The organism is Tessaracoccus bendigoensis DSM 12906, assembly GCF_900141915.1.
Classification (GTDB): domain Bacteria; phylum Actinomycetota; class Actinomycetes; order Propionibacteriales; family Propionibacteriaceae; genus Arachnia; species Arachnia bendigoensis.
In genome coordinates this window covers 16103-35382 of sequence record NZ_FQZG01000017.1, presented here as the reverse complement: position 1 = coordinate 35382, position 19280 = coordinate 16103, and the positions used below count along the sequence as shown (strand labels likewise).

The 19280-nt window shown below is 68.0% G+C and carries 16 protein-coding genes and 1 riboswitch; of the genes, 5 read left to right on the top strand and 11 right to left on the bottom strand.

Translation table 11 applies throughout. From position 1 onward, the window contains the following. Position 1: 1 nt before the first annotated feature. Positions 2-1021 carry a hypothetical protein gene (locus BUC15_RS06040; protein WP_073186631.1) on the top strand — a complete coding sequence of 340 codons (1020 nt, stop codon included), beginning with the start codon at positions 2-4 and terminating at the stop codon, positions 1019-1021. Between the two features lie 3 nt (positions 1022-1024). On the opposite strand, the gene BUC15_RS06035 is transcribed toward BUC15_RS06040, so the two are convergent. From BUC15_RS06035 to tdh, 7 genes are all read right to left on the bottom strand, one after another. Further along, on the bottom strand, positions 1025-1708 hold the full coding sequence (locus tag BUC15_RS06035; RefSeq protein ID WP_073186630.1) for a TenA family protein: 684 nt from the start codon (positions 1706-1708) through the stop codon (positions 1025-1027). Then, positions 1705-2547 carry a bifunctional hydroxymethylpyrimidine kinase/phosphomethylpyrimidine kinase gene (gene thiD, locus BUC15_RS06030; protein WP_073186629.1) on the bottom strand — a complete coding sequence of 281 codons (843 nt, stop codon included), beginning with the start codon at positions 2545-2547 and terminating at the stop codon, positions 1705-1707. The genes BUC15_RS06035 and thiD overlap by 4 nt, the downstream gene beginning before the upstream one ends. Further along, positions 2544-3221, bottom strand: coding sequence for a thiamine phosphate synthase (gene thiE / locus BUC15_RS06025; protein WP_073186628.1), 678 nt, complete (start codon positions 3219-3221; stop codon positions 2544-2546). Before thiE ends, thiD begins: the two co-directional genes overlap by 4 nt. Beyond that, the gene (gene thiM, locus BUC15_RS06020; RefSeq protein WP_073186627.1) at positions 3222-4016 is read right to left on the bottom strand and encodes a hydroxyethylthiazole kinase; all 795 of its coding nucleotides are present in this window, start codon (positions 4014-4016) and stop codon (positions 3222-3224) included. Then, positions 4006-4102: riboswitch (TPP riboswitch) on the bottom strand. It overlaps the preceding gene by 11 nt. Before the next feature lie 186 nt (positions 4103-4288). Continuing rightward, positions 4289-4564 carry a DUF2277 domain-containing protein gene (locus BUC15_RS06015; RefSeq protein ID WP_073186626.1) on the bottom strand — a complete coding sequence of 92 codons (276 nt, stop codon included), beginning with the start codon at positions 4562-4564 and terminating at the stop codon, positions 4289-4291. Between the two features lie 38 nt (positions 4565-4602). Continuing rightward, positions 4603-5793 carry a glycine C-acetyltransferase gene (locus tag BUC15_RS06010; protein ID WP_425443333.1) on the bottom strand — a complete coding sequence of 397 codons (1191 nt, stop codon included), beginning with the start codon at positions 5791-5793 and terminating at the stop codon, positions 4603-4605. 19 nt (positions 5794-5812) lie between these two features. Further along, positions 5813-6838, bottom strand: coding sequence for an L-threonine 3-dehydrogenase (gene tdh, locus BUC15_RS06005; RefSeq protein ID WP_073186662.1), 1026 nt, complete (start codon positions 6836-6838; stop codon positions 5813-5815). 134 nt (positions 6839-6972) lie between these two features. On the opposite strand from tdh, the gene clpB reads away from it, so the two are divergent. Continuing rightward, entirely contained in the window at positions 6973-9540 is a 2568-nt protein-coding gene (gene clpB / locus BUC15_RS06000; RefSeq protein ID WP_073186625.1) for an ATP-dependent chaperone ClpB, read from the top strand. A 51-nt stretch (positions 9541-9591) separates the two neighbouring features. Here clpB and BUC15_RS05995 read toward each other — a convergent pair whose 3' ends face one another. Continuing rightward, positions 9592-10554 carry a hypothetical protein gene (locus tag BUC15_RS05995; RefSeq protein ID WP_073186624.1) on the bottom strand — a complete coding sequence of 321 codons (963 nt, stop codon included), beginning with the start codon at positions 10552-10554 and terminating at the stop codon, positions 9592-9594. Between the two features lie 128 nt (positions 10555-10682). On the opposite strand from BUC15_RS05995, the gene BUC15_RS05990 reads away from it, so the two are divergent. Further along, positions 10683-11324 (top strand): DUF1707 SHOCT-like domain-containing protein, encoded by a 642-nt coding sequence (locus BUC15_RS05990; RefSeq protein WP_073186623.1) that lies wholly within the window; start codon positions 10683-10685, stop codon positions 11322-11324. Here BUC15_RS05990 and BUC15_RS05985 read toward each other — a convergent pair whose 3' ends face one another. From BUC15_RS05985 to BUC15_RS05975, 3 genes are all read right to left on the bottom strand, one after another. Continuing rightward, positions 11325-14936, bottom strand: a complete 3612-nt coding sequence (locus tag BUC15_RS05985) for an nSTAND1 domain-containing NTPase (RefSeq protein WP_073186622.1) — start codon at positions 14934-14936, stop codon at positions 11325-11327. A gap of 213 nt (positions 14937-15149) precedes the next feature. Next, positions 15150-16367 (bottom strand): PQQ-dependent sugar dehydrogenase, encoded by a 1218-nt coding sequence (locus BUC15_RS05980; RefSeq protein ID WP_073186621.1) that lies wholly within the window; start codon positions 16365-16367, stop codon positions 15150-15152. 57 nt (positions 16368-16424) lie between these two features. After that, positions 16425-17735, bottom strand: a complete 1311-nt coding sequence (locus BUC15_RS05975) for an MATE family efflux transporter (protein ID WP_073186661.1) — start codon at positions 17733-17735, stop codon at positions 16425-16427. Between the two features lie 47 nt (positions 17736-17782). On the opposite strand from BUC15_RS05975, the gene BUC15_RS05970 reads away from it, so the two are divergent. Together BUC15_RS05970 and BUC15_RS05965 are read left to right on the top strand one after the other, a co-directional pair. Further along, positions 17783-18589, top strand: a complete 807-nt coding sequence (locus BUC15_RS05970) for a spermidine synthase (RefSeq protein ID WP_073186620.1) — start codon at positions 17783-17785, stop codon at positions 18587-18589. A gap of 18 nt (positions 18590-18607) precedes the next feature. Beyond that, positions 18608-19270 carry a sortase gene (locus tag BUC15_RS05965; RefSeq protein ID WP_175558256.1) on the top strand — a complete coding sequence of 221 codons (663 nt, stop codon included), beginning with the start codon at positions 18608-18610 and terminating at the stop codon, positions 19268-19270. The last annotated feature ends 10 nt before the right edge of the window (positions 19271-19280 follow it).

Genomic DNA, 19280 nt, shown 5'->3' with positions numbered 1-19280 from the left:
GATGAGGAGTCTCAGCAGGATCGCGATCGGTGTCGTCGCCGCGGCAACCGCCATGGCCGGGCTGGTGGCCCGGCCAGCTGAAGCGGCCGGGCCCGACGTCTACACCACCCCGGGTGGCCACATCCAGAACGGACGACTTTGGGACACGAAGTGTGAAAAGTACTCGTCGAGCGTCGTGCGCTGCACCACCCGGATCTGGGCGACGCAGGTCGTCCAGGTCGGAAACGGATTCAGGAGCGTCACGGGTTGGCACTTCAACAACCTCACCTACCTCCCCTCGGCAAGGTCGGCGTGGAAGACCAACCCGTTGGGGGCGTACGGCGTTGAGGGCGGGACGGCGGCCTGGACGTCGAACGGTCGTCGTTGGCGCACCGAGTGCGACACGGCGGCCACCGGGCGAGGGGGCTGTCGCTCCTACATCTGGACCAACTATGTCGCCACCTCGGGCGGCAGCTACGTGAGCCGGTCCGGCTGGGTGTTCAACAACATCGTCCGCTTCGCGCAGGGTTCCATCCCTCCGGTGACGAAGATTCCGGCGCACGTCCTCGACCAGAGCGTCCTGACCATCAACGGTCTCGGTCCGCTGGGCATCATCGGTTCGACGACCGCCCAGCGCAACGCGACGCTGGTCAACTACGCGCGGCTCGGCTACGTCAAGCTGGGCTCCATCTGCGACTCCTATGTTGAGGCGGCACCGCTCACCAGCCGCAAGCTCTTCGTGATGGGGCGCGCGGACGTTGCGGTCAGCAACACGACGACCCGCACGGATATGGGGGCGAAGGTCGGTATGACGGTCGGCCAGGTCAAGGCGTTGTACGGCTCGGCCTTCAAGGTGGTCCAGAAGGAGAACTACGGCGAGATGCAGTATTTTGGCTCGGTTCGCACCGGCAACCGGGAACTGATCTTCCGGGTGGCAGGCCCCGACAGCTACGCGCCGAGCGTGCCGCTCAAGGATTCCGACGTGATCGCCGAGATGTCTGCGGGGGTGTTCACCACTGACGTCTCGTTTGACGGCTGCTGAGCGTCAGATGACCGGCCACCGCTCCAACTCATAGGAGCGTGCCCAGAACTGCTGCTCGTACCAGGTCGCCGCCGTGAACACCTCCGCCATCGCATCCCGCGTGGCATCGTCTGTGGCGTCGGCCGCATCGTCCAGCAACGTGATCGCGCCGCGCGTGGCGGCCTGGAACACCGGGTCGTCGTAGGCGGCGAGCCAGGCGCGGTACGGGTGGTCGTCAACGAGGGAGGCGGTGTGCGCGAGCCGCCTCCCGACGTCGGCATAGACCCAGTAGCAGGGCAGGACCGCCGCGACGCCGACGGCATACGGCTCATAGGCCGCCGCCGTCTGCAGCATCGAGACGTAGGCGCGGGTCGTCGGGGAGGGGGCCTCAGCCCGTGGCAGCTCGGCGAGGCGGGAATCGTTGAGCAAGGCGACGTGCATCTCGACCTCGGCGGCCACCGCCCCGCTCGCGCCTGAGGCCCAGAAGGCGGCGGCCGCGGTGGTCGGAGCCCTGGTGGCCAGCATCGCGAGCGCCCTGGCGTAGCCGCGGAGGTAGAAGTCGTCCTGCGCCAGGTATTCGACGAACCGGTGCGGCGCCAAGGTGCCGTCGGCCAGTTCTGTAAGGAGCGGGAGCGCGTCGATGTCGCCGCGGAGGGAGGCGGTCGACTCCCAGACGCGCCGGCTGAAACTGCGGGTCTGCCAGGTCATGGGCGGGCCTTTCCGACGAGATGGTCGACGGGTCCGTGGCCCGTCCCGGGTGAGCGGCTTAGGGTCCAGGCGGCACCGGAGGCGATGGCGCGCAGCAGATAGCCCCGGGCCTGCCCGATCGCCTCCCGGGAGATGCCGGAGCCGATGGTGTCGCCGTGCAGCGCCGAAAACGCGGCGATGGCCGAGCTGAGCGTGCAGCCGGTGCCGTGCGTGTTGCGCGTGTCGATGCGCCCGTCGGTGAACAGCGTGACGCCTTCCGCGTCGGCCAGGACATCGGTGAGTTCCTCGCCGCTCTGGTGCCCGCCCTTGAGGAGGACCGCGCGCGCTCCGAGGCCGCGCAGGGCCAGCGCCTGCGCCGTCGACTCGTCGAGGTGCCCGGCGGGGGTCGAACCGAGTAGGACGGCCGCCTCGGGGATGTTCGGGGTGATCAGGTCGGCCAGCGGCAGCAGGCGGTCACGCACCGTCTCGACGGCCTCGTCCTGCAACAGCCGGTCACCGGAGGTGGCGACCATGACGGGGTCGAGGACGACGACCCCGAAGTCGGCGCGACGCTCCTCCAACAGGTCGGCGACGACACCTGCCACCGCGGCGTTGGAGAGCATCCCCAGCTTGGTCGCCGCGACCGGCAGGTCATCCAGGACCGCGGCGATCTGGTCTCGGACCAGCGCCGGGTCGACGGGCGCCGCCGCGCGGACGCCCTGCGTGTTCTGCACCGTGAGCCCGGCGATCGCGGCGGTGCCGTAGACGCCGAGCGCGGTGAACGTCTTGAGGTCGGCCTGGATGCCGGCCCCGCCGCTCGGGTCCGAGCCTGCGATGGTGAGGGCGATCTTGGGGTTCATCGGTTGCTCCAGAGCGAGAGGAGATGGGCCGCGGCCGCGCGGGGGTCTTGCGCGGACGCGATCGCGGAGACGACGCAGACGCCGTCGACGCCGGTGGCGATCACGTCGCGGGCGTTGGACGCGGTGATGCCGCCGATGGCAACGGTCGCTGCGCGGCCCGCGGTGGTGGCCACGAGTTCCCGGGCTCCTGCAAGGCCGAGGGCCGGTTCGGTGTCGGTCTTGGTCGGGGTCGCCCAGATGGGGGAGAGGCCGAGCACGTCGGCGGTCGGGTCGGCCAGCTCTTCCTGCAGTTCGGCCCGGTTCGAGATCGACAGCCCGATCAGGAGGTCTCGCCCGAGCGCCGCGCGGGCGGCCTCGACGGCGCCGTCGGACTGGCCCTGATGGAAATGCAACCCGAGCTCTTCTGCGACGCGGAGCCGGTCGTTGACGAAGACGGCGGCCCTTCGGCCGGTGGCGTCGAAGGCGCGTTCGACAGCGTCAAGGCAGCCACGGGTGAGGCGGGTAAAGGCTGGATCGTCGAGTTGCTTGTCGCGCACCTGGATGACCCCGGCACCGCCGAGCACCGCCTGCTCGACGATGCCCGCGACCTTTTCTGGGCCGCCGCTGAGCGCGGTGTCGGTCACGTAGTAGAGGCGCCAGTCGATGGCGGCGGCAACCCCGGGAAGGGCGCGCACCTATGACTCCTGGATGTCCACAAGCTCGGCGACCTGCGCCGGGGCCAACTCATACAGGGCGTCGATCCAGGCGGTGCGGAAGCTGCCGGGGGCGTGCGTCGTGCGCGCCGCGGCCGTGCCAGCCGCGGCGAACAACGCATGCGCCGCGACGACGGCGTCATGCTCGTCCAACCCGGCCGCGCGGGCCGCGCCAAGGCAGGCCGCGACGGTGGCGCCCAGGGCACAGCCGGTGCCGATCACCAGCGGCATCAGGTCGCTGCCGCCGGTCACCCGGGTCACGCGGTCGGCGGAGACGATCAGGTCGACGGGGCCGGAGATCGCGACCACTGCCCCGCTGGTGGCGGCAAGTTCGCGGGCGGTCGCGAGCGCCGAATCTGCTTCGTCGGTGGCGTCGACCCCCCTGCCGCCGGCGCTGACGCCCGCCAGGCCGAGGATCTCGGAGGCGTTGCCACGGATCGCCGCGGGGTGCTGTGCCACGAGGTCGCGGGCCAGGGTCGTCCGGACGGGCAGGGCGCCGACCGCGACGGGGTCGAGTACCCACGGTCGACCGGCCGAGACCGCGGCAGGGGCGGCGCGCCGCATGCCCTCGTGCTGTTCGGCCGACCCGTTTCCGACGTTGATCAGCAAGGCCGAGGCGACTGTGGCGAAGATCTCCGCCTCTTCCGGCAGGTCGATCATCGCAGGCGCGGCGCCGACGGCGAGCAGCACGTTGGCGGTGACCTCGGGGACGACGGTGTTGGTCATGCAGTGCACCAGTGGCGTCGATCTGCGGACCTCTTCGAGTACGGCTTGCATGTGGGCTCCCTTCGCTAGCACTACCTAGATCAGGTGTTGCGGGTGTGATCTCAGCCCTCATCGGTGGGGCACCCCGGCAGAAATCACCCTAGCAGCGTTCGCGGTCGACCCGTTGGTTGGGCCCGGCGAGCGCCAGCGAGCTGGCTTGGTCGTTACCCGGTGTTGTTGTTCAGGGTCTTTGGCCGGGTTTGCTTGTCGGGTTGGGGAGTGGTTTCGTCACGGTCCCGGCGCTTCGCGCGGGGGACCGGCTCAACCGGCGGCTGGGGACCGGCTCAACCGGCGGCTGCGTACCTCTTGGCCGCCCTGGCCCTGGCCTTGGCGGCTTCCTCGTCGCGGTCCTTCGGCGGCGCCGTCGTCACCAGGTCGTCGAGCAGGTGCGCCGTGATGTGGGCGATCTCCTCGACAGCCCGATTGAAGGCCTCCTCGTTCGCTTTGCTCGGTCGCGTGGTCCCCGCGACCTTACGGACGTACTGGAGCGCGGCGGAGCGGACCTCATCAGAGGTTGCTGGCGGCTCGAAGTTGTTCAGCGGTCGGATGTTTCGGCACATACCCGGAGCCTACGTTCGCCACACCCGGAAGCACAGCCCTATCCGGCGGCGACCTCGTCGCGGGCCGCGACGAACGCGGAGATCGCCTTGTCAAGATCCTCCCGCGTCAGCGACGCCGAGATCTGCGTCCGGATCCGTGCCTTACCCTTCGGCACAACCGGGTAGCTGAACGCGCGAACGTAGACGCCCCGGGCGAGGATCGCGTCGGCCATCTTGGCGGCCAGGACGGCGTCGCCCAGCATCACCGGCACGATCGGATGGTCGGATTCGGGCACCACGAAGCCCTCCTCGACGATCCGGCGGCGGAAGTATGCGGTGTTTTCCCGCAGCTTCTCCAGCAGTTCGGGATGAGTTCCGATCAGTTCCAACACCGCCATCGACGCCGCGGTGATCGACGGCGCAAGCGAGTTGCTGAACAGGTACGGGCGCGAGCGCTGCCGCAGCAGTTCGACCATCGGCGCCCGGGCACAGGTGAAACCACCGGATGCGCCGCCGAGGGCCTTGCCGAGGGTGCCGGTGAGGATGTCGACCCGGTCGCTCACCCCGAACAGCTCAGGGGTGCCCGCCCCCGTCGGGCCCATGAAGCCGACGGCGTGCGAATCGTCGACCATCACCAGCGCGCCGTACTCGTCGGCCAGCGCGCAGATCTCGTCGAGCGGGGCGACGTAGCCGTCCATCGAGAACACGCCGTCGGTGGCGATCAGCTTGTGCCGGGCACCGGAGGCCACCTCAAGCTGGGCGCGCAGGTCGGCCAGGTCGCGGTTGCGGTAGCGGAACCGCTGCGCCTTCGACAGGCGCACGCCGTCGATGATCGACGCGTGGTTGAGCTCGTCGGAGATGATCGCGTCCTCGGCACCGAGGAGGGTCTCGAACAGGCCGCCGTTGGCGTCGAAGCATGACGAGTAGAGGATCGTGTCGAACCCGGCGGAGCCGGGCCGCAGGAACGTGGTGAGCGCGGCCTCCAGATCCTGGTGTTGGGTCTGGGTGCCGCAGATGAACCTAACCGAGGCCATCCCGAAGCCCCACCTGTCGAGCGCCGCCTTCGCGGCCGCGATCAGGACAGGTGAGTCTGCCAGGCCGAGGTAGTTGTTTGCGCACAGGTTGATCACGTCGCCGCCAAGGGTGCCGACGTGCGCGGCCTGCGCCGTGGTGAGCGGCGCCTCCTCCTTGTAGAGGCCGTCGGCGCGCAACTGCGCGAGTTCGTCGTTGATCTGGTCCAGAATGTTCATTGCCTGCCTCGAATCAGTTTCATTGCCACGTCATGATGACTTTGCCGGACTGCCCGTCGCCCGCCACGGCGAACGCTTCCTCGAAGCGCTCCGCCGGGAAGCGGTGGGTGATCACGCCGGAGATGTCGAGCCCAGAGCGCAGCAGCGCGCTCATCGCGTACCAGGTCTCAAAGATCTGTCGGCCGGTGACGCCTTGGATGGTGAGCATGTTGAAGATGATCGTGGAGAAGTCGACCGTGAGTTCCCGCGACGGTGTGCCGAGCAGCGCGATGCGACCGCCGTGGGTCATGTTGTCGATCATCGACGACAGTGCCGCACCCGAGCCTGACATCTCTAGGCCGATGTCGAAGCCCTCCTTCATCGAGAACCGGTCGTAGACGTCCTCGAGCCGCTCCCGTCCGACGTTGACGGTCGAGGTGAGGCCCAGGCTGCGGGCCAGTTCCAACCGGGCGTCGCTCAGGTCGGTGATGACGACGTTGCGGGCACCTTGGAACTTCGCCACCAGCGCGGACATGATCCCGATCGGCCCTGCACCGCTGACCAGGACGTCCTCGGCCAGGGCCGGGAACTGAAGGGCGGCGTGTACGGCGTTGCCGAACGGGTCGAAGATCGCGGCGACCTCGGGGTTGAGGTCGCTCGGGTGTACCCAGACGTTGGCTGCGGGCATCGCGAAGTACTCGGCGAAGGCCCCGTCGACCTTGTATCCGATGCCTTGCGTGTTGCGGCACAGGTGCCGCTTGCCTGCCAGGCAGGCGCGGCAGCGGCCGCAGACGTAGTGGCCCTCGCCGGAGACGAACTGGCCGACCTCGAGGCCCGTCACAGAGGAACCAAGCTCGACGATGTGGCCGCAGAACTCGTGGCCGATGATCCGGGGTGTCTCGACGGTCTTCTGCGCCCAACCGTCCCAGTTGGAGATGTGGAGATCGGTGCCACAGATGCCCGTGTGGCTGACCCTGATCAGCACCTCGGTGGGACCCGGCGATGGGGTCGGGACATCGATCAGTTCCAGCCCTGGGCCTGGCCGCGTCTTCGCGAGAACCTTCATGGAGCCCATACTTGCACAGCGTCCGGACCGGTCAGAGGCCGGGTACGCATGGCGCCCGGAAGGAATATCGGCTCCTGTCGGGAGGTTGAGTGTAGTAGACTCAACTTTGAAAATGATCCTTAGGAGACACACACATGAACACTGAAAGGCTGACCACCAAGTCCCGCGACGCGCTCACCGCAGCCGTGCGACAGGCCCTCACCAAGGGCAACCCCAACACCGAACCCGAGCACCTCCTCCATGGGCTGCTCCTCACGCCCGACAACACCGTCGGGGCGCTGCTGGAGGCGGCTGGAGCCGACCCCGCCGTCGTCGACAACGCAGCCGTGCTGGCCATCGGCAAACTGCCGTCGACCAGCGGCACCTCGGTGTCCCAACCCGCGCTCAGCGGGCCGCTGGCCCGCGTCCTGGCGCAGGCCGAGACCCTCGCAGACGAGCTGGGCGACAACTTTGTCGCCACCGAGCACCTGCTGATCGGGTTGTCGGTGATCCCATCTGCGGCCAAGACCGTTCTTGACAAGGCCGGGGTCAAGACCTCTGCGCTGAGCGACGCGTTCGCGGCTTCCCGTGGCGGCAAGCGGGTCACCTCCGCCGAGTCCGAGGGGGGCGAGTCCGTGCTCGACAAGTACTCCGTCGACCTCACCGAGGCCGCCCGTGAGGGCAGGCTCGATCCGGTGATCGGGCGCGACGCCGAGATCAGGCGCGTCGTCCAGGTGCTCGCCCGGCGCACCAAGAACAACCCGGTGCTGATCGGCGAACCCGGCGTAGGCAAGACCGCCGTCGTCGAAGGGCTTGCCCAGCGCCTCGTCGCCGGCGACGTGCCCGACTCGCTGCGTGACCGTCGCCTCGTCTCGCTCGACCTCGCCTCGATGGTGGCCGGCGCGAAGTACCGCGGCGAGTTCGAGGAGCGGCTCAAGGCCGTGCTCAACGAGATCAAGGAATCCGAGGGCCAGGTCGTCACCTTCATCGACGAGCTCCACACCGTCGTCGGCGCGGGTGCCTCAGGCGAGGGGGCGATGGATGCGGGCAACATGCTGAAACCGATGCTGGCCCGAGGCGAGCTGCGGATGATCGGCGCGACCACACTCGACGAGTACCGGGAACGCATCGAGAAGGACCCGGCGCTGGAGCGCCGCTTCCAGCAGGTCTACGTGGGCGAACCATCGGTCGAGGACACCGTCGCGATCCTGCGAGGCCTCCGCGAACGCTACGAGGCGCATCACAAGGTGCGGATCACCGACTCGGCCTTGGTTGCAGCCGCCACGCTGTCGAACCGCTACATCACCAGCCGACAACTGCCCGACAAAGCGATCGACTTGGTCGACGAGGCCGCGTCCAGGCTGCGGATGGAGATCGACTCCTCACCGGAGGCCATCGACATGCTTCGCCGCGAGGTCGACCGGATGACGATGGAGAAGTTCGCTCTGGAGAAGGAGACCGACGCGGCCTCCAAAGAGCGACTCACGCACCTCGAGGCCGAACTGGCAGATTCGCAGGAGAAACTGCGAGGCCTGGAGGCCAAATGGGAGGCGGAGAAGTCCGGGTTGAACCGGGTCGGCGACCTCAGGAGCAGGATCGATGAGCTGAGGGTCGAAGCCGAGAAGGCGCAGCGCGAGGGCGACCTGACGCGCGCCTCGACCATTCTCTACGGCGAGATCCCTGGCATCGAAAGGGAGATCTCCGAGGCCGAGGGGGCCGAGAACACGTCTTCGATGGTCTCAGAGGAGGTTGGCGCCGGTGACATCGCGGAGGTGGTCTCCGCCTGGACCGGAGTGCCCGTCGGACGCCTTCTGGCCGGAGAGTCCGCGAAGCTGCTCGAGATGGAGGATCGGATCGGCGAACGCCTGATCGGGCAGAAGGCGGCGGTGAAAACAGTGTCGGACGCCGTCAGGCGCAGCCGGGCAGGGATCTCCGACCCGAACCGTCCCATCGGCTCGTTCCTGTTCCTCGGCCCCACCGGCGTCGGCAAGACCGAGTTGGCCAAGGCCCTCGCCGACTTCCTGTTCGACGACGAGACCGCCATGGTGCGCATCGATATGAGCGAGTACTCGGAGAAACACTCCGTTGCGCGGCTCGTCGGCGCGCCTCCCGGCTACGTCGGCTACGAGGAGGGCGGGCAACTCACCGAGGCGGTGCGGAGGCGGCCGTATTCGGTGATCCTGCTCGACGAGGTCGAAAAAGCGCACCCGGATCTGTTCAACATCCTGCTGCAGGTGCTCGACGACGGCCGCCTCACCGACGGCCAGGGCCGCACGGTCGACTTCCGTAACACGCTGCTGATCATGACCTCCAACCTCGGCAGCCAATTCATGGCCGATCCGCTACTCGATGCCGAGAACCGCCGCAACGCGGTGATGGGGGTCGTGCGTCAGGCGTTCCGTCCCGAGTTCCTGAACCGGCTCGACGACATCGTGATGTTCGACCAGCTGACGCAGGAGGATCTGGGCAGGATCGTCGACATCCAGATCGGCAAGCTGAACCGTCGCCTGGCCGAACGTCGGATCGGTCTCGAGGTGACCCCCGCCGCCCGTGCATGGTTGGCGGATGTCGGTTTCGATCCCGTCTACGGTGCACGGCCGTTGCGTCGGCTGGTGCAGGGCACCATCGAGGACCAATTGGCCCGGGGGCTGCTCTCCGGCGAGGTCGAGGACGGGGCGGACGTCCGCTTCGACCGGGTCGGTGACGCGATCACGATGGTCTGAGCCGCCGGTGTGGCACCGTGGAGGATCGACTCCGCGGTGCCACGGCGTCGGCTACTGCCGGGCTTGGAGGCTGGCGCTCTGCGTCCCCTGGTCGTCCCAACGCCACCGCACGCCGTAGCAGAGCCCAGGCTGCATCTTGTTGAAGGTGAAATCGTGGTGCGCCTGCACAGGTTCGATCAACTCCGAATCCGGGAGGCTGGTCGAGCTGTCCATCAGCGGTGGCGAGACGAAGCGTTCAAGGGCGGCAGGGCGTCGGTCGCCGAACAAGAGCTCGACCGAGGCGTCGTAGCTGACGGTATGCGGCAGGAACCCGGCGATCGGGTCCAGCGCGTCGCGCCCCGGCAACTCGAAAGACGTGGCGAACGAGTGCCGGTCGCCCGTCCGGAGCCGACGTGGAAACGAGAGCCGCACGTCCCAGATGCCCATCCCGACCTTGCGTGCATGGTCGAGCTTGCAGCCCTCCAGCGCCCGGACCAACAGGTTGTCGCCGTTGAACCGGGGTAACCCGATGCGTTCGTCCACGTGGTCGATCCCGTCCGAGCGGACGCTGATCGTGCGCTCGTTGACGATGTAGGGGGTCTCGTCACGTAGATCGAACCTGGTCCTGACGTGGACGAAGGAGTAGTCGATCTCGGGTAGCACCGACCTGTGGCCGGTCGAGAGCAGGATCGGGACGATCTGCTCTGTGGCCTCCTCGAAGCGGCGGCGTGCGGTCCGTTCTGAGACCCGCAGTTGCGCGGCCGCCTGGGCGAGTCGCTCCCCGGTGCCGGGAGGGGCATCGGGTCGAAGGCCCCCGACCACGAGGAAGGCCGTGCGCAGCGTGGGGTCAAGCTGATCCGCGGTGGCGATGAGCCTCCGCCGGACGTATTCCCGCGCGGTGTCCGGAGAGGTGGACGGATCGAGTTGGAGCAGTTCCATCAGTCGAGGCGACAACGGGGCTGTGCGCATGAAGCCGCGCTTGCGCAGCGACTCCATGGCCGTCTCCAGCTCCGACTTCGCGGTGTCGTTGGTCATCTACCCTCCCACCATGATCGTACGGTCGGCGCGCAATCTTCATGGCATCCACCCGGGCCGCGGGCCGGTCAAGGCGCGTCGGTAGCCGCGGAGAAGCCGCGGCGTGGAAGTGCCGGTAGTCTTGAGGAATGGCTGGCGATGACTCCATGCGGATCGGCGATGCGGAGCGTGAGGCCGCACTGTCCGAACTGCAGAACCACATGGCCGCCGGTCGACTGAGCCCGGCGGAGTACAACGAGCGGATGGACAAGGCGTTCGCGGCACGCACCGAGACGGATCTCAGCGCGCTGTTCTACGACCTGCCCGGTCATGGTCAGCCCCCGGTCGGGCAGTCGCCCACACCGGGTTACCCTGACCCGTACGGGTTGAACCAGGCATACCCGGCCGAACCCCCGGCCGTGCCGCACTGGGGCGACGACTCGGACGAGGTGGCAAAGGCGCCTGTCAGGCCCTGGTTCGCCCAGTGGTGGGTGTTGTTGATCGCGCTGTTCGTCTCGGGGGCGGCAGACGGCCGACTCTGGTTCCTCGTCCCGATGGCCGCGATCTGGATCTGGGTGATCTGGCCGAGCATGAACAACACCCGCAAGCCTCGTCAGATCGCATCCACACCGCCACGCCCCCTGACCTACGCTGAGCGCGACGAGGTGATCCTCGCGCTCCACGCGAGCGGCGAGGTTGCGGCCATCAAGCGCTACCGTGAACTGACCGGGGCCGACCTCTATACCGCGACCATGACGGTGAGGGCACTCAACCGCGAACTCGGGCGCTGATCAAGCCTTCTTGCAGCCGTCAATGAACGGGACCCCGGGGACGAGCCGTTCCCACTCCGCCGGAGACAAGGCGGAGCCGAACGATCGGCAGAGCTGATTTCGGGCGGTCGCCGGGTCGTCCTCCCATGCGACGGTCGTGCCGTTGTCGAGCGACATCACGTACCAGCCGGCGTAGGAGTCGACACCGGTCACGTTCGGGCCACCGGGACGGAGCATCAGGTCGAGCGGCCAGCCCGAATCCGTCTTGGACCAGACCCACAACTCGCCGGCGCGTGAAGATGCGAGCAGTTGGCTCCCATCCTCGGTGAACTGGATCTGGGAGAGCGCCCCCCGCGCGTCGCCCAACCGGTGGATGGGCTCCGGGGTGTCGGGCGCACTCACGTCGTACAGAGTGATCCAGCCGCCGTCGTCGCTCACCGCGAGCGTGCCGTCCGGAGCGAAGGTGAACGAGACCGGCACGGTGTCTTCGCTGGTCGGGTGGATCACGAGCTCCTCCGGGACATCTCCCGCCATCGACCACAGCCCGAACTGTTTGCCGTCGACCGACATGGCCGCAAAGAGCGCGCCGTCGTCGCTGAAGGCCGATCTGCCGGGCCACGCATTGAGGGTGGAATTGAGCACCCAACCGGCATCCGACTCCGTGTAGAGCCGGTATCCCGCCTGCCCCTGGTAGGCGACCGCAAGCTGGCTTCCGTCGGGGGAGAGTTGGATGTCGGCCATGCCGGTCGGCATCGGTTGTTCCCCCGCCACCTCGTAGTGCCCGTCAGTTCGGGTAAAGGTCACCAGGGAGCCGTCGTTGGTCTGGTTGACCACCGTGTCGCCTTCGAGGTCGATGGCGTAGTAGGGGTTGTACCCGGAGCCGTCCGGCGCGGGGGCGAGGGGAAGCTCCGTCCAGCGCCCATCCGTGAAGGCCATCATCACCGCGCCGGTGTCGGTGCCGATCAGGAGTCCGTTCGTGCTCCTGATGACGTCGTAGTGGCTCACACCTTGCGCGGATGCAAGGACAACGTCGCCCGGCGCGGACCAGAAGCTGGTGTCGCCCTCTGTCGACCCCGTCAGAATGTTGTCGCCTGCAGGGACCACGCTTGTGACGATGCTGCGCCCCGGCAGGGTCCTGAGCAGGAGGCCGGATGCGGAATATGCCTCGACGGCGCCGAATGAGCCCGCGAGCCAGAGGACGTCGCCCTGGTAGGCCACCGCATTGATGGCCGTGGTGGTCGTCTGAGAGCGCTTCTTCCCGAGTGTCGTGGCATCCCAGATTGTCGCTTCCCCCCGCGAGCTGCCTGACACGAAGGTCGCCTCGTCAGGCGAGGTTGTGAGGGCGCGGACGGTGCCCGACGTAGTCAGCGGGCCCCGGGCGGTGCCGTCGTCGGCGAACACCTCGATTCGGTCGCGGCGACCACCCGCCAGGATCCAGGACCCGCTCGCCGCTAGCGCGGTTACCTGCGTCTCCTCGCCAAGCTGCAGGTCGGGCAACCTCAGGGGCCGTGACGGGTCGGTCAGATCGAAGCGGTGGATCTGGCCGTCCAGGGTGCCGATGAGTGCGGTATCTCCCTGCCACGTCGTGCTGTAGCCGACGGTCTTCTCCCCCGAATCGATCAGCTTCTCCGGCTGCCCGGTGATGTCCCAGACCGCGGCGGTCTTCTGGCCGGCGACCAGTAGCAGGATCCGGGATCCGGTTTCACGCAGCGACAGGGAGAAGAGTTGCCCTCCCCCGGACGCGAGGCTCTGAGGGGTGAGCCGGATGTCGCCGTCGCGCCAGATGCTCAGCTTTCCTTCACTGTCGCCGCGGACGATGAGCCGACCCGTCGCAGAGGTAGCGAGCATCGTGTTGCCCGAGGGGCCGGTGGCCCGGATCGGCGGGTTGGCCGCCACCGAGGTGAGCAGGCTGGAGCGGGACTGGACGTTGTCGTCCAACCTCCTGGACGCGACGCTCAGCTGGCCCGCCACGTTCGGGGACGAACCCCGAACCTCGTCGCTGATCAGCGCCACCTGCCGTGACTGGGCTGCGCGTGTCGCTGCCTCGCCCTGGCGGCGGAAATCCTCGGACCTGGCCGAGGCCGCGATGGTGACCACCGACATGGCCAGGGCGAGACCACCGGCGACCAGGGCGACGTATTGCCGCACCCGCATCCGGGCGATGGTGCGGCGCTGCTCCACGACCGTTGCCTCGCCGAGTTCACAGCTGGCGTCAATGAAGGCGTGCTCCGTGGCCGACAGCACCGTGGCCTCATCGGAGTCGGCCCAAGCCCGCCACAACTGTGCCTCGGCGGGCATCAGGGTGTCGTTCGTGCGGCCCCCCTCGTCCCACAACTGGGCCGCCAGGTGGATGCGCCTCCCAAGCAGCAATGTCGTCTGTGCGGCCTCCACCCACGAGGCCAGCCGGTGCCAGTGCAACAGGAGTGCGTCGTGCGCGACCATCAGATGGTCGTCGACACGGGCGAGGATGCGGGACGCCACGAAGGGCTCCGAAACCTCGGCCATTTCCGGGGTGAGGGCCGAGACCGGGATGCGGCGGCGTAGGGCGGCGGCGCCGTCGACATTGAACAGCGAGAGCAGGAGTCGCCGCGCCGTCTTCTGCTCGGCAGGCGAGAAGCGATCGAAAATGGCATCGGCTTCCTGGTTGAGTGCGGCCCAGAGGCCACCGGTCGCCAGATAGTCCGCAGGCGTCAGCGTTGCGCCCTTCGATTCCTCCCAGCAGCGCCGCAGCGCGTTCGACAGCAGCGGAAGGACCACGCCGGGCGCCGGCTCCCCGTACGCGTAGATGTCGCGGATCAAGAGCTGGGTCAGTTCGGGGGCGACCGCCCGGCCGTGCTGCAGGGCTGGGCGCTCGATGATTCGGACGAAAGCGTCCTCGGGGATCGGGCCGAGGACGACCGGTGTGGTGAGGTCCTGCGCCAGCCACTCATGCCTCATGGCCAAACCGATGGCATCCGCCCGTAACCCGAGGACGCAGATGGTGTTCTCCGGCAGGGTGCCGAGCCGCTCCATCGCAGCCTGTTGTTCTTCGGGTGGTAGTTGGTCCAGGTCTTCGAACTGGTCTATCACGAGCAGTGTGGGGGCGCTGGTCAGTTCCTGCGCGGCGATCCCGGCGGGTGCCACCTGCACTGGTTTCAGATGACTCAGGGCCCCGCCGCGGGAGGTTTCCCGACCGATCAGTCCGGCGGCCAGTAGTGACGACTTCCCCGATCCTGACTCGCCCAGGAGGATGATTATCCGTGACGTCTCGTCGTCGGATGGGCGTAGGCAGGCGTCGACCAGTTTTCCAAGGGAGCGTTCGCGTCCGAAATAGAGGCGGGCCTGCTCGGCGCTGTACGGATTCAGACCGGCATACGGCGATTCCGAAACCTGCCGGACCGAACGGATCGCAGCCAGCGCATCGGCCCAGAGTCGGCGGTCCTCGTCGGAGGCGGCAAGTCCGAGGTGGGTGAGCAGATCCAGGAACTTCGGCGTCAACGCCTGGGTGGGCAGGTGCTTGCCTTCGAACCAGCCCTGAATCGTGGACGGCGGGAGGCCGATGAGCGCCGAAGCGCTACGGATCGAGATTCCGCGCGCCTTTCGTGCCGCGCCCAACGCGTCGACCAGCCGCTCTCGGGTGCCGGGTAGCTGCATGAACGTAGCTAACCATCCGTACACACTCCGTACGGGCGAGACGCGCAAAGGAGGAGGCAACCCCGTACGACTCCGTACACGCGAAACCGCCCGTCGTCGCTCCGGGATGGCTAGCGTGATGGCCGAACGGATCCCCCAGCCGCTCCGCTGTCCTCGGATCCGGACGCTCTGGTGTCGGGTCGGGATGTCGTTGGGGGACCATCCCGACCCGCATCAGGAGGGCCGCAACTCCAGCAGCTTCGCTCCCGCCCTGTCCTCAAGCAGCCAGATCGCGCCGTCCGAGCCTTGCTCGACCTCCCGGATCCGATCCTCCATCGGCCACGTCTCGGCCAGGATGGCGTCTTCTCCGAACAGGTCGATGCGGATCAACGCTTTCCCGGAGAGGGCGCCGATGAACGCGTCTCCTTCCCAGTCCGGGAAGAGGTCGCCCTGGTAGATCATCAGCGAGCCGGGGGAGACGCTCGGGTTCCAGAACACCTTCGGCGGTTCGAAACCGTCACCGGGCTCATGGTCTGGGATCTCGGAGCCGTCATAGCCGGACCCGTTGGACACCTTGGGCCACCCGTAGTTCAGACCAGCCTGGATCAGATTGAACTCGTCGCCACCTTGGGGCCCCATCTCGCTCGACCACAGTCGGCCGTCGGCGTCGAATGCGAGCCCCAGGGGGTTCCGGTGCCCGATGCTCCAGAACTGCCGGGCCTCCGCCCCCTCATCCTGGAAGGGGTTGCCCGGTGCAGGGGCGCCGTCAAGCGTCAGGCGCAGGACTTTGCCGAGGTCATTGTCAAACCGCTGGGCCGGGGAACGTTCCTGCCTGTCGCCCGAACTCACGAAGAGGTGGTCGTCGTGGATCGCCAGCCTGAGTGAGTAGTGGCCCTCGCGGTCGCCGCGGGGCTCCTGGCGCCATATGGTCTCGAGACCGCTCAGTGCGGCCGCGTCGACGTCGAGGCGTGCCCTCCCCACGACTCCTCCGGTGTCGCCTTGGTTCCCCTCCACCCAGCTCAGATAGACGGTGCCGTCCTGTTCGAAGGTCGGGCCGGGGACGATGTCGGCGAATCCTCCCTGGCTGGTGACCGTCACGTCTGGGACGCCGGAGACCTCACGGATCACCCCGTCAGAGGACCGCAGCTTCAACCGACCTGACTTCTCGGTGACGGCCAGCACGTCGGTTCCCGGGAGGAAGGCCATGGCCCACGGCTCGTCGAAACTCTCGTGCTCCGTGATCGTGAAGGTGTGGGTGACGACCGGTTCCCTCGGCGTGGCCGGGGCTGCGGAGGTGGGCAGAGGCGTCGCCGAGGGGCTTGCCTCGACGGGGGACGACGAAGTGGGCGTGGCCGAAATCGATGATGAGGTGGGGGTCGGGTCAGCGGGCCCGGAGCAGGCGGCCAACAGCCCGGTCAGCGCGGATGCGGTGGCGACTCGGATGGCTCTCATGCGTCGACGTTACCCGGCGACAACGGCATCCGGGCGAGGTTCACGACCCCGGAGGGGTCAGGAGACCTGGGCAGAGAGCCAGCGGTCGCCCCTTGCCCGCCACCCCAAGGTGACGGCCCTGGCGCCCATGAACCCGACCGTGAATGACAACCAGAGCCAAAGCAGGGCGGGCCATCCGCTCGGCAGCAGCAGCGCGATGAGCGCGAGCGGTGCATACACCGCAAGGGTGATCAGCCCCGCCCGGGCGAGATACGGGCCGTCGCCCGCACCCATCAGAACGCCGTCCAGGAGGTACACATATCCTGCGAGGCCCAACGTGGCGCCGACCACCAACAGCAGCCGTCCGACGATGTCGCGCACCTCGCCGTCGGTGCTGAAGACGGCTGCCACCGGGCCACGGGTGATGATCGCCACCAGGCCAAGGACGATGCCCGCGCCGATGGACCAGCGCACCATCTTGGAAGTCGACGCCCGCGCCTCCGCGTGATCGCCACCTCCGAGAGCGGTTGCGATGATGGTCTGCCCTGCGATCGCCAGGGCGTCCAGCGCGTAGGCGAGCAGGTTCCAGACATTCATTGCGATGTGGTGCGCTGCCAACGCCTGTGCCCCCTGCGCCGCGGCGATGTAGGTGGTGAGCAGCATCGCAGCCCGGAGTGCCAGCGTCCTGAGCCAGAGGGGGAAGCCGACCTTGAGGCTGTGGCGCATGTCGGCCCAGGACGGCGCGAGTCTGGCACCCTGCCTCCGCGCGGAGACGGTGACCAGTGCCGCCGCGCTCAGCCCGAGCGTCGTCTCCGCCAGCGCGGTGCCGAGGGCGGCGCCCGCGATGCCCATCCCCAACCCGAAGACGAAAACGATGTTGAGCACGAAGTTCAGCAAGGCGGAGGTCAGCGACAACACCATGGGGGTGTGGGCGTTCGCCAGGCCGCGGAAGGTGCCGGTGGCCGCCAGCATCACCAACATGCCAGGCAGCCCCGGCGACGACCAGCGCAGATAGTCGACCGCGTAGCCGAGCACTTCGCCCCTTGCGCCGAGGGCGGAGGCGAGCAATGGCGCGGTCGGCCACATCACGACGGCCAACAGCGCCCCGAGGGCCGCGGCGACCCACATCGCCTGCACCCCCATCTCCAGCCCGCGCCGTCGCTGCCCGGCCCCCATCAACCTGCCAACCACCGCCGTCGAGCCGTAGGCCAGGAAGATGGAGAGCCCGACCACGGTCAGGAGCAGCCCGCTGCCGATACTCAGCCCGGCAAGGGGGATGGTGCCGAGGCGGCCGACGATCCAGGTGTCGGCGAGCAGCATGAGCGGTTGCGCGAGGAGCGCCGCGAAGGCGGGCACGGCGAGGTTGAGGATGCGACGGGTCAACGACATGATCACCGACACCCTATCGCCCGCCACCCGGGCGGTAATCTCGCCGGATGAGCGATCGAGTGATGCCGGACCGGGACACCCCCGGGGCGTTCTGGGTCAGGTTCGGGCCGACCTCGCAGTCCTGGGTGGATCCGTCGCGCCCCGACTTCCTGGCTTTCGAGTACGTTCAACACATCGCGATGGTGATGGACCACACCGTCCTGAGTGCACCGGATGAGACACGTCTGAGGGTGGTGCACATCGGTGGTGCCGGGATGTCTCTTCCGAGGTGGGTCGCCTGGCGTCGGCCCGGCACCGCGCAGATCGTGTGCGAACCGGACAAGGAGCTGACCGCCGAGGTTCGCCGCAAGATTCCCCTGCCTTCACGCTCCGGCATCAAGGTCCGGGACGTCGATGGCCGGGCTGGTCTGGCGGCGATGCCGGAGCAGTGGGCCGATGTGGTCATCGTCGACGCGTTCGACGGGGCGACGGTGCCTGGGGAACTGGCCACCGAGGAGGCCCTCGACGAGTTGCGGCGGATCGTGCGGGGGAGCGCCGTCGTCGCGTTCAATGTGACCGACCGGGCGCCCTTCGCATGGTCGAAGCGGCTGGCCGGAGGGGTGGCTGCCCGCTGGCGGAATGTGTTGATCGGGATGGAGCCGGTCGTCGCGAAGGGCAAACGGTTCGGCAATCTGCTGCTGATCGGCAGCGACACCCGGCCGGATGTCGCCGGGATCGAACGCGAGTCGGCCAGGCTCACCGTCGGCTACCGCTGGATGTCGGGACGCGAGTCAAGGTCCTGGCCAGGCGGCGCGACCCCGATGCGCGACGACGCCGCCGAGGCCTCGCCCGGGCCACTCGGGCGAGGATGGTGACCTGCAACAATGGGCGCCGTGGCGAAGAACGGACGAGATGGTCGACGGGTCTCCCCGCTGCTGGTGATGCTGGTCGCCGTACTGGTCGCGGTGGTGGGCGTCGGGGGGTTCGTGGCCTGGCAATTCTTCGGCACCAATATCGTGGCCAGCCGGGCCGTCCCCGGCGAACTGGCTGCGGTGCATGCCGCTTTGGATGGCGCCACACCTTCTGCTGACGGTGGGGTGAAGGTCCCCGAGCCGGTGCCGCACGAGGCGGCCTGGCTACTGCGGATTCCCAGCCTGGACCTTGAACAGCCGATCATCGCCGGGGTCGAGCCAGGTGACCTCCGCAGAGGAGTCGGCTGGTACCCGGGAACTGCGTTGCCCGGTCAGGTCGGCAACTTCGTCTTGGCCGGATACCGGTTCGGCAACGGCGAACCCTTCCGTCACCTGTTCGGCCTGAAGGTCGGTGACGAGGTGGTCGTCGAGACGCCTCAGGGGGTGTTCACGTACGAGGTGATCTCAGCGCCGGGAGAACTGACGGTGCAGGAAGGCGACAGCTGGGTGCTGGACCCGGTCCCCGGGAGGAGCGACGAAATCCCCACTCAGGCGCTCCTGACTTTGACGACGGGCGAGGACGTGATCGAGACGGGAGACCGTGCCGTCGGATTCGCGGTACTGACCGGGACGCAGATCCGCTGAGCGTCGGGAC

What these genes read in the sequence shown, in the direction of transcription:
- BUC15_RS05990 (WP_073186623.1), top strand. Translation starts at nt 10,683, where the DNA reads ATGGCTGGCGATGACTCCATGCGGATCGGCGATGCGGAGCGTGAGGCC.
- thiD (WP_073186629.1), bottom strand. Translation starts at nt 2,547, where the DNA reads ATGAACCCCAAGATCGCCCTCACCATCGCAGGCTCGGACCCGAGCGGC.
- BUC15_RS05970 (WP_073186620.1), top strand. Translation starts at nt 17,783, where the DNA reads ATGAGCGATCGAGTGATGCCGGACCGGGACACCCCCGGGGCGTTCTGG.
- clpB (WP_073186625.1), top strand. Translation starts at nt 6,973, where the DNA reads ATGAACACTGAAAGGCTGACCACCAAGTCCCGCGACGCGCTCACCGCA.
- tdh (WP_073186662.1), bottom strand. Translation starts at nt 6,838, where the DNA reads ATGAAGGTTCTCGCGAAGACGCGGCCAGGCCCAGGGCTGGAACTGATC.
- BUC15_RS06015 (WP_073186626.1), bottom strand. Translation starts at nt 4,564, where the DNA reads ATGTGCCGAAACATCCGACCGCTGAACAACTTCGAGCCGCCAGCAACC.
- BUC15_RS06035 (WP_073186630.1), bottom strand. Translation starts at nt 1,708, where the DNA reads ATGACCTGGCAGACCCGCAGTTTCAGCCGGCGCGTCTGGGAGTCGACC.
- BUC15_RS05975 (WP_073186661.1), bottom strand. Translation starts at nt 17,735, where the DNA reads ATGTCGTTGACCCGTCGCATCCTCAACCTCGCCGTGCCCGCCTTCGCG.
- BUC15_RS06010 (WP_425443333.1), bottom strand. Translation starts at nt 5,793, where the DNA reads ATGAACATTCTGGACCAGATCAACGACGAACTCGCGCAGTTGCGCGCC.
- BUC15_RS06040 (WP_073186631.1), top strand. Translation starts at nt 2, where the DNA reads ATGAGGAGTCTCAGCAGGATCGCGATCGGTGTCGTCGCCGCGGCAACC.
- BUC15_RS05980 (WP_073186621.1), bottom strand. Translation starts at nt 16,367, where the DNA reads ATGAGAGCCATCCGAGTCGCCACCGCATCCGCGCTGACCGGGCTGTTG.
- thiM (WP_073186627.1), bottom strand. Translation starts at nt 4,016, where the DNA reads ATGCAAGCCGTACTCGAAGAGGTCCGCAGATCGACGCCACTGGTGCAC.
- BUC15_RS05995 (WP_073186624.1), bottom strand. Translation starts at nt 10,554, where the DNA reads ATGACCAACGACACCGCGAAGTCGGAGCTGGAGACGGCCATGGAGTCG.
- BUC15_RS05985 (WP_073186622.1), bottom strand. Translation starts at nt 14,936, where the DNA reads ATGCAGCTACCCGGCACCCGAGAGCGGCTGGTCGACGCGTTGGGCGCG.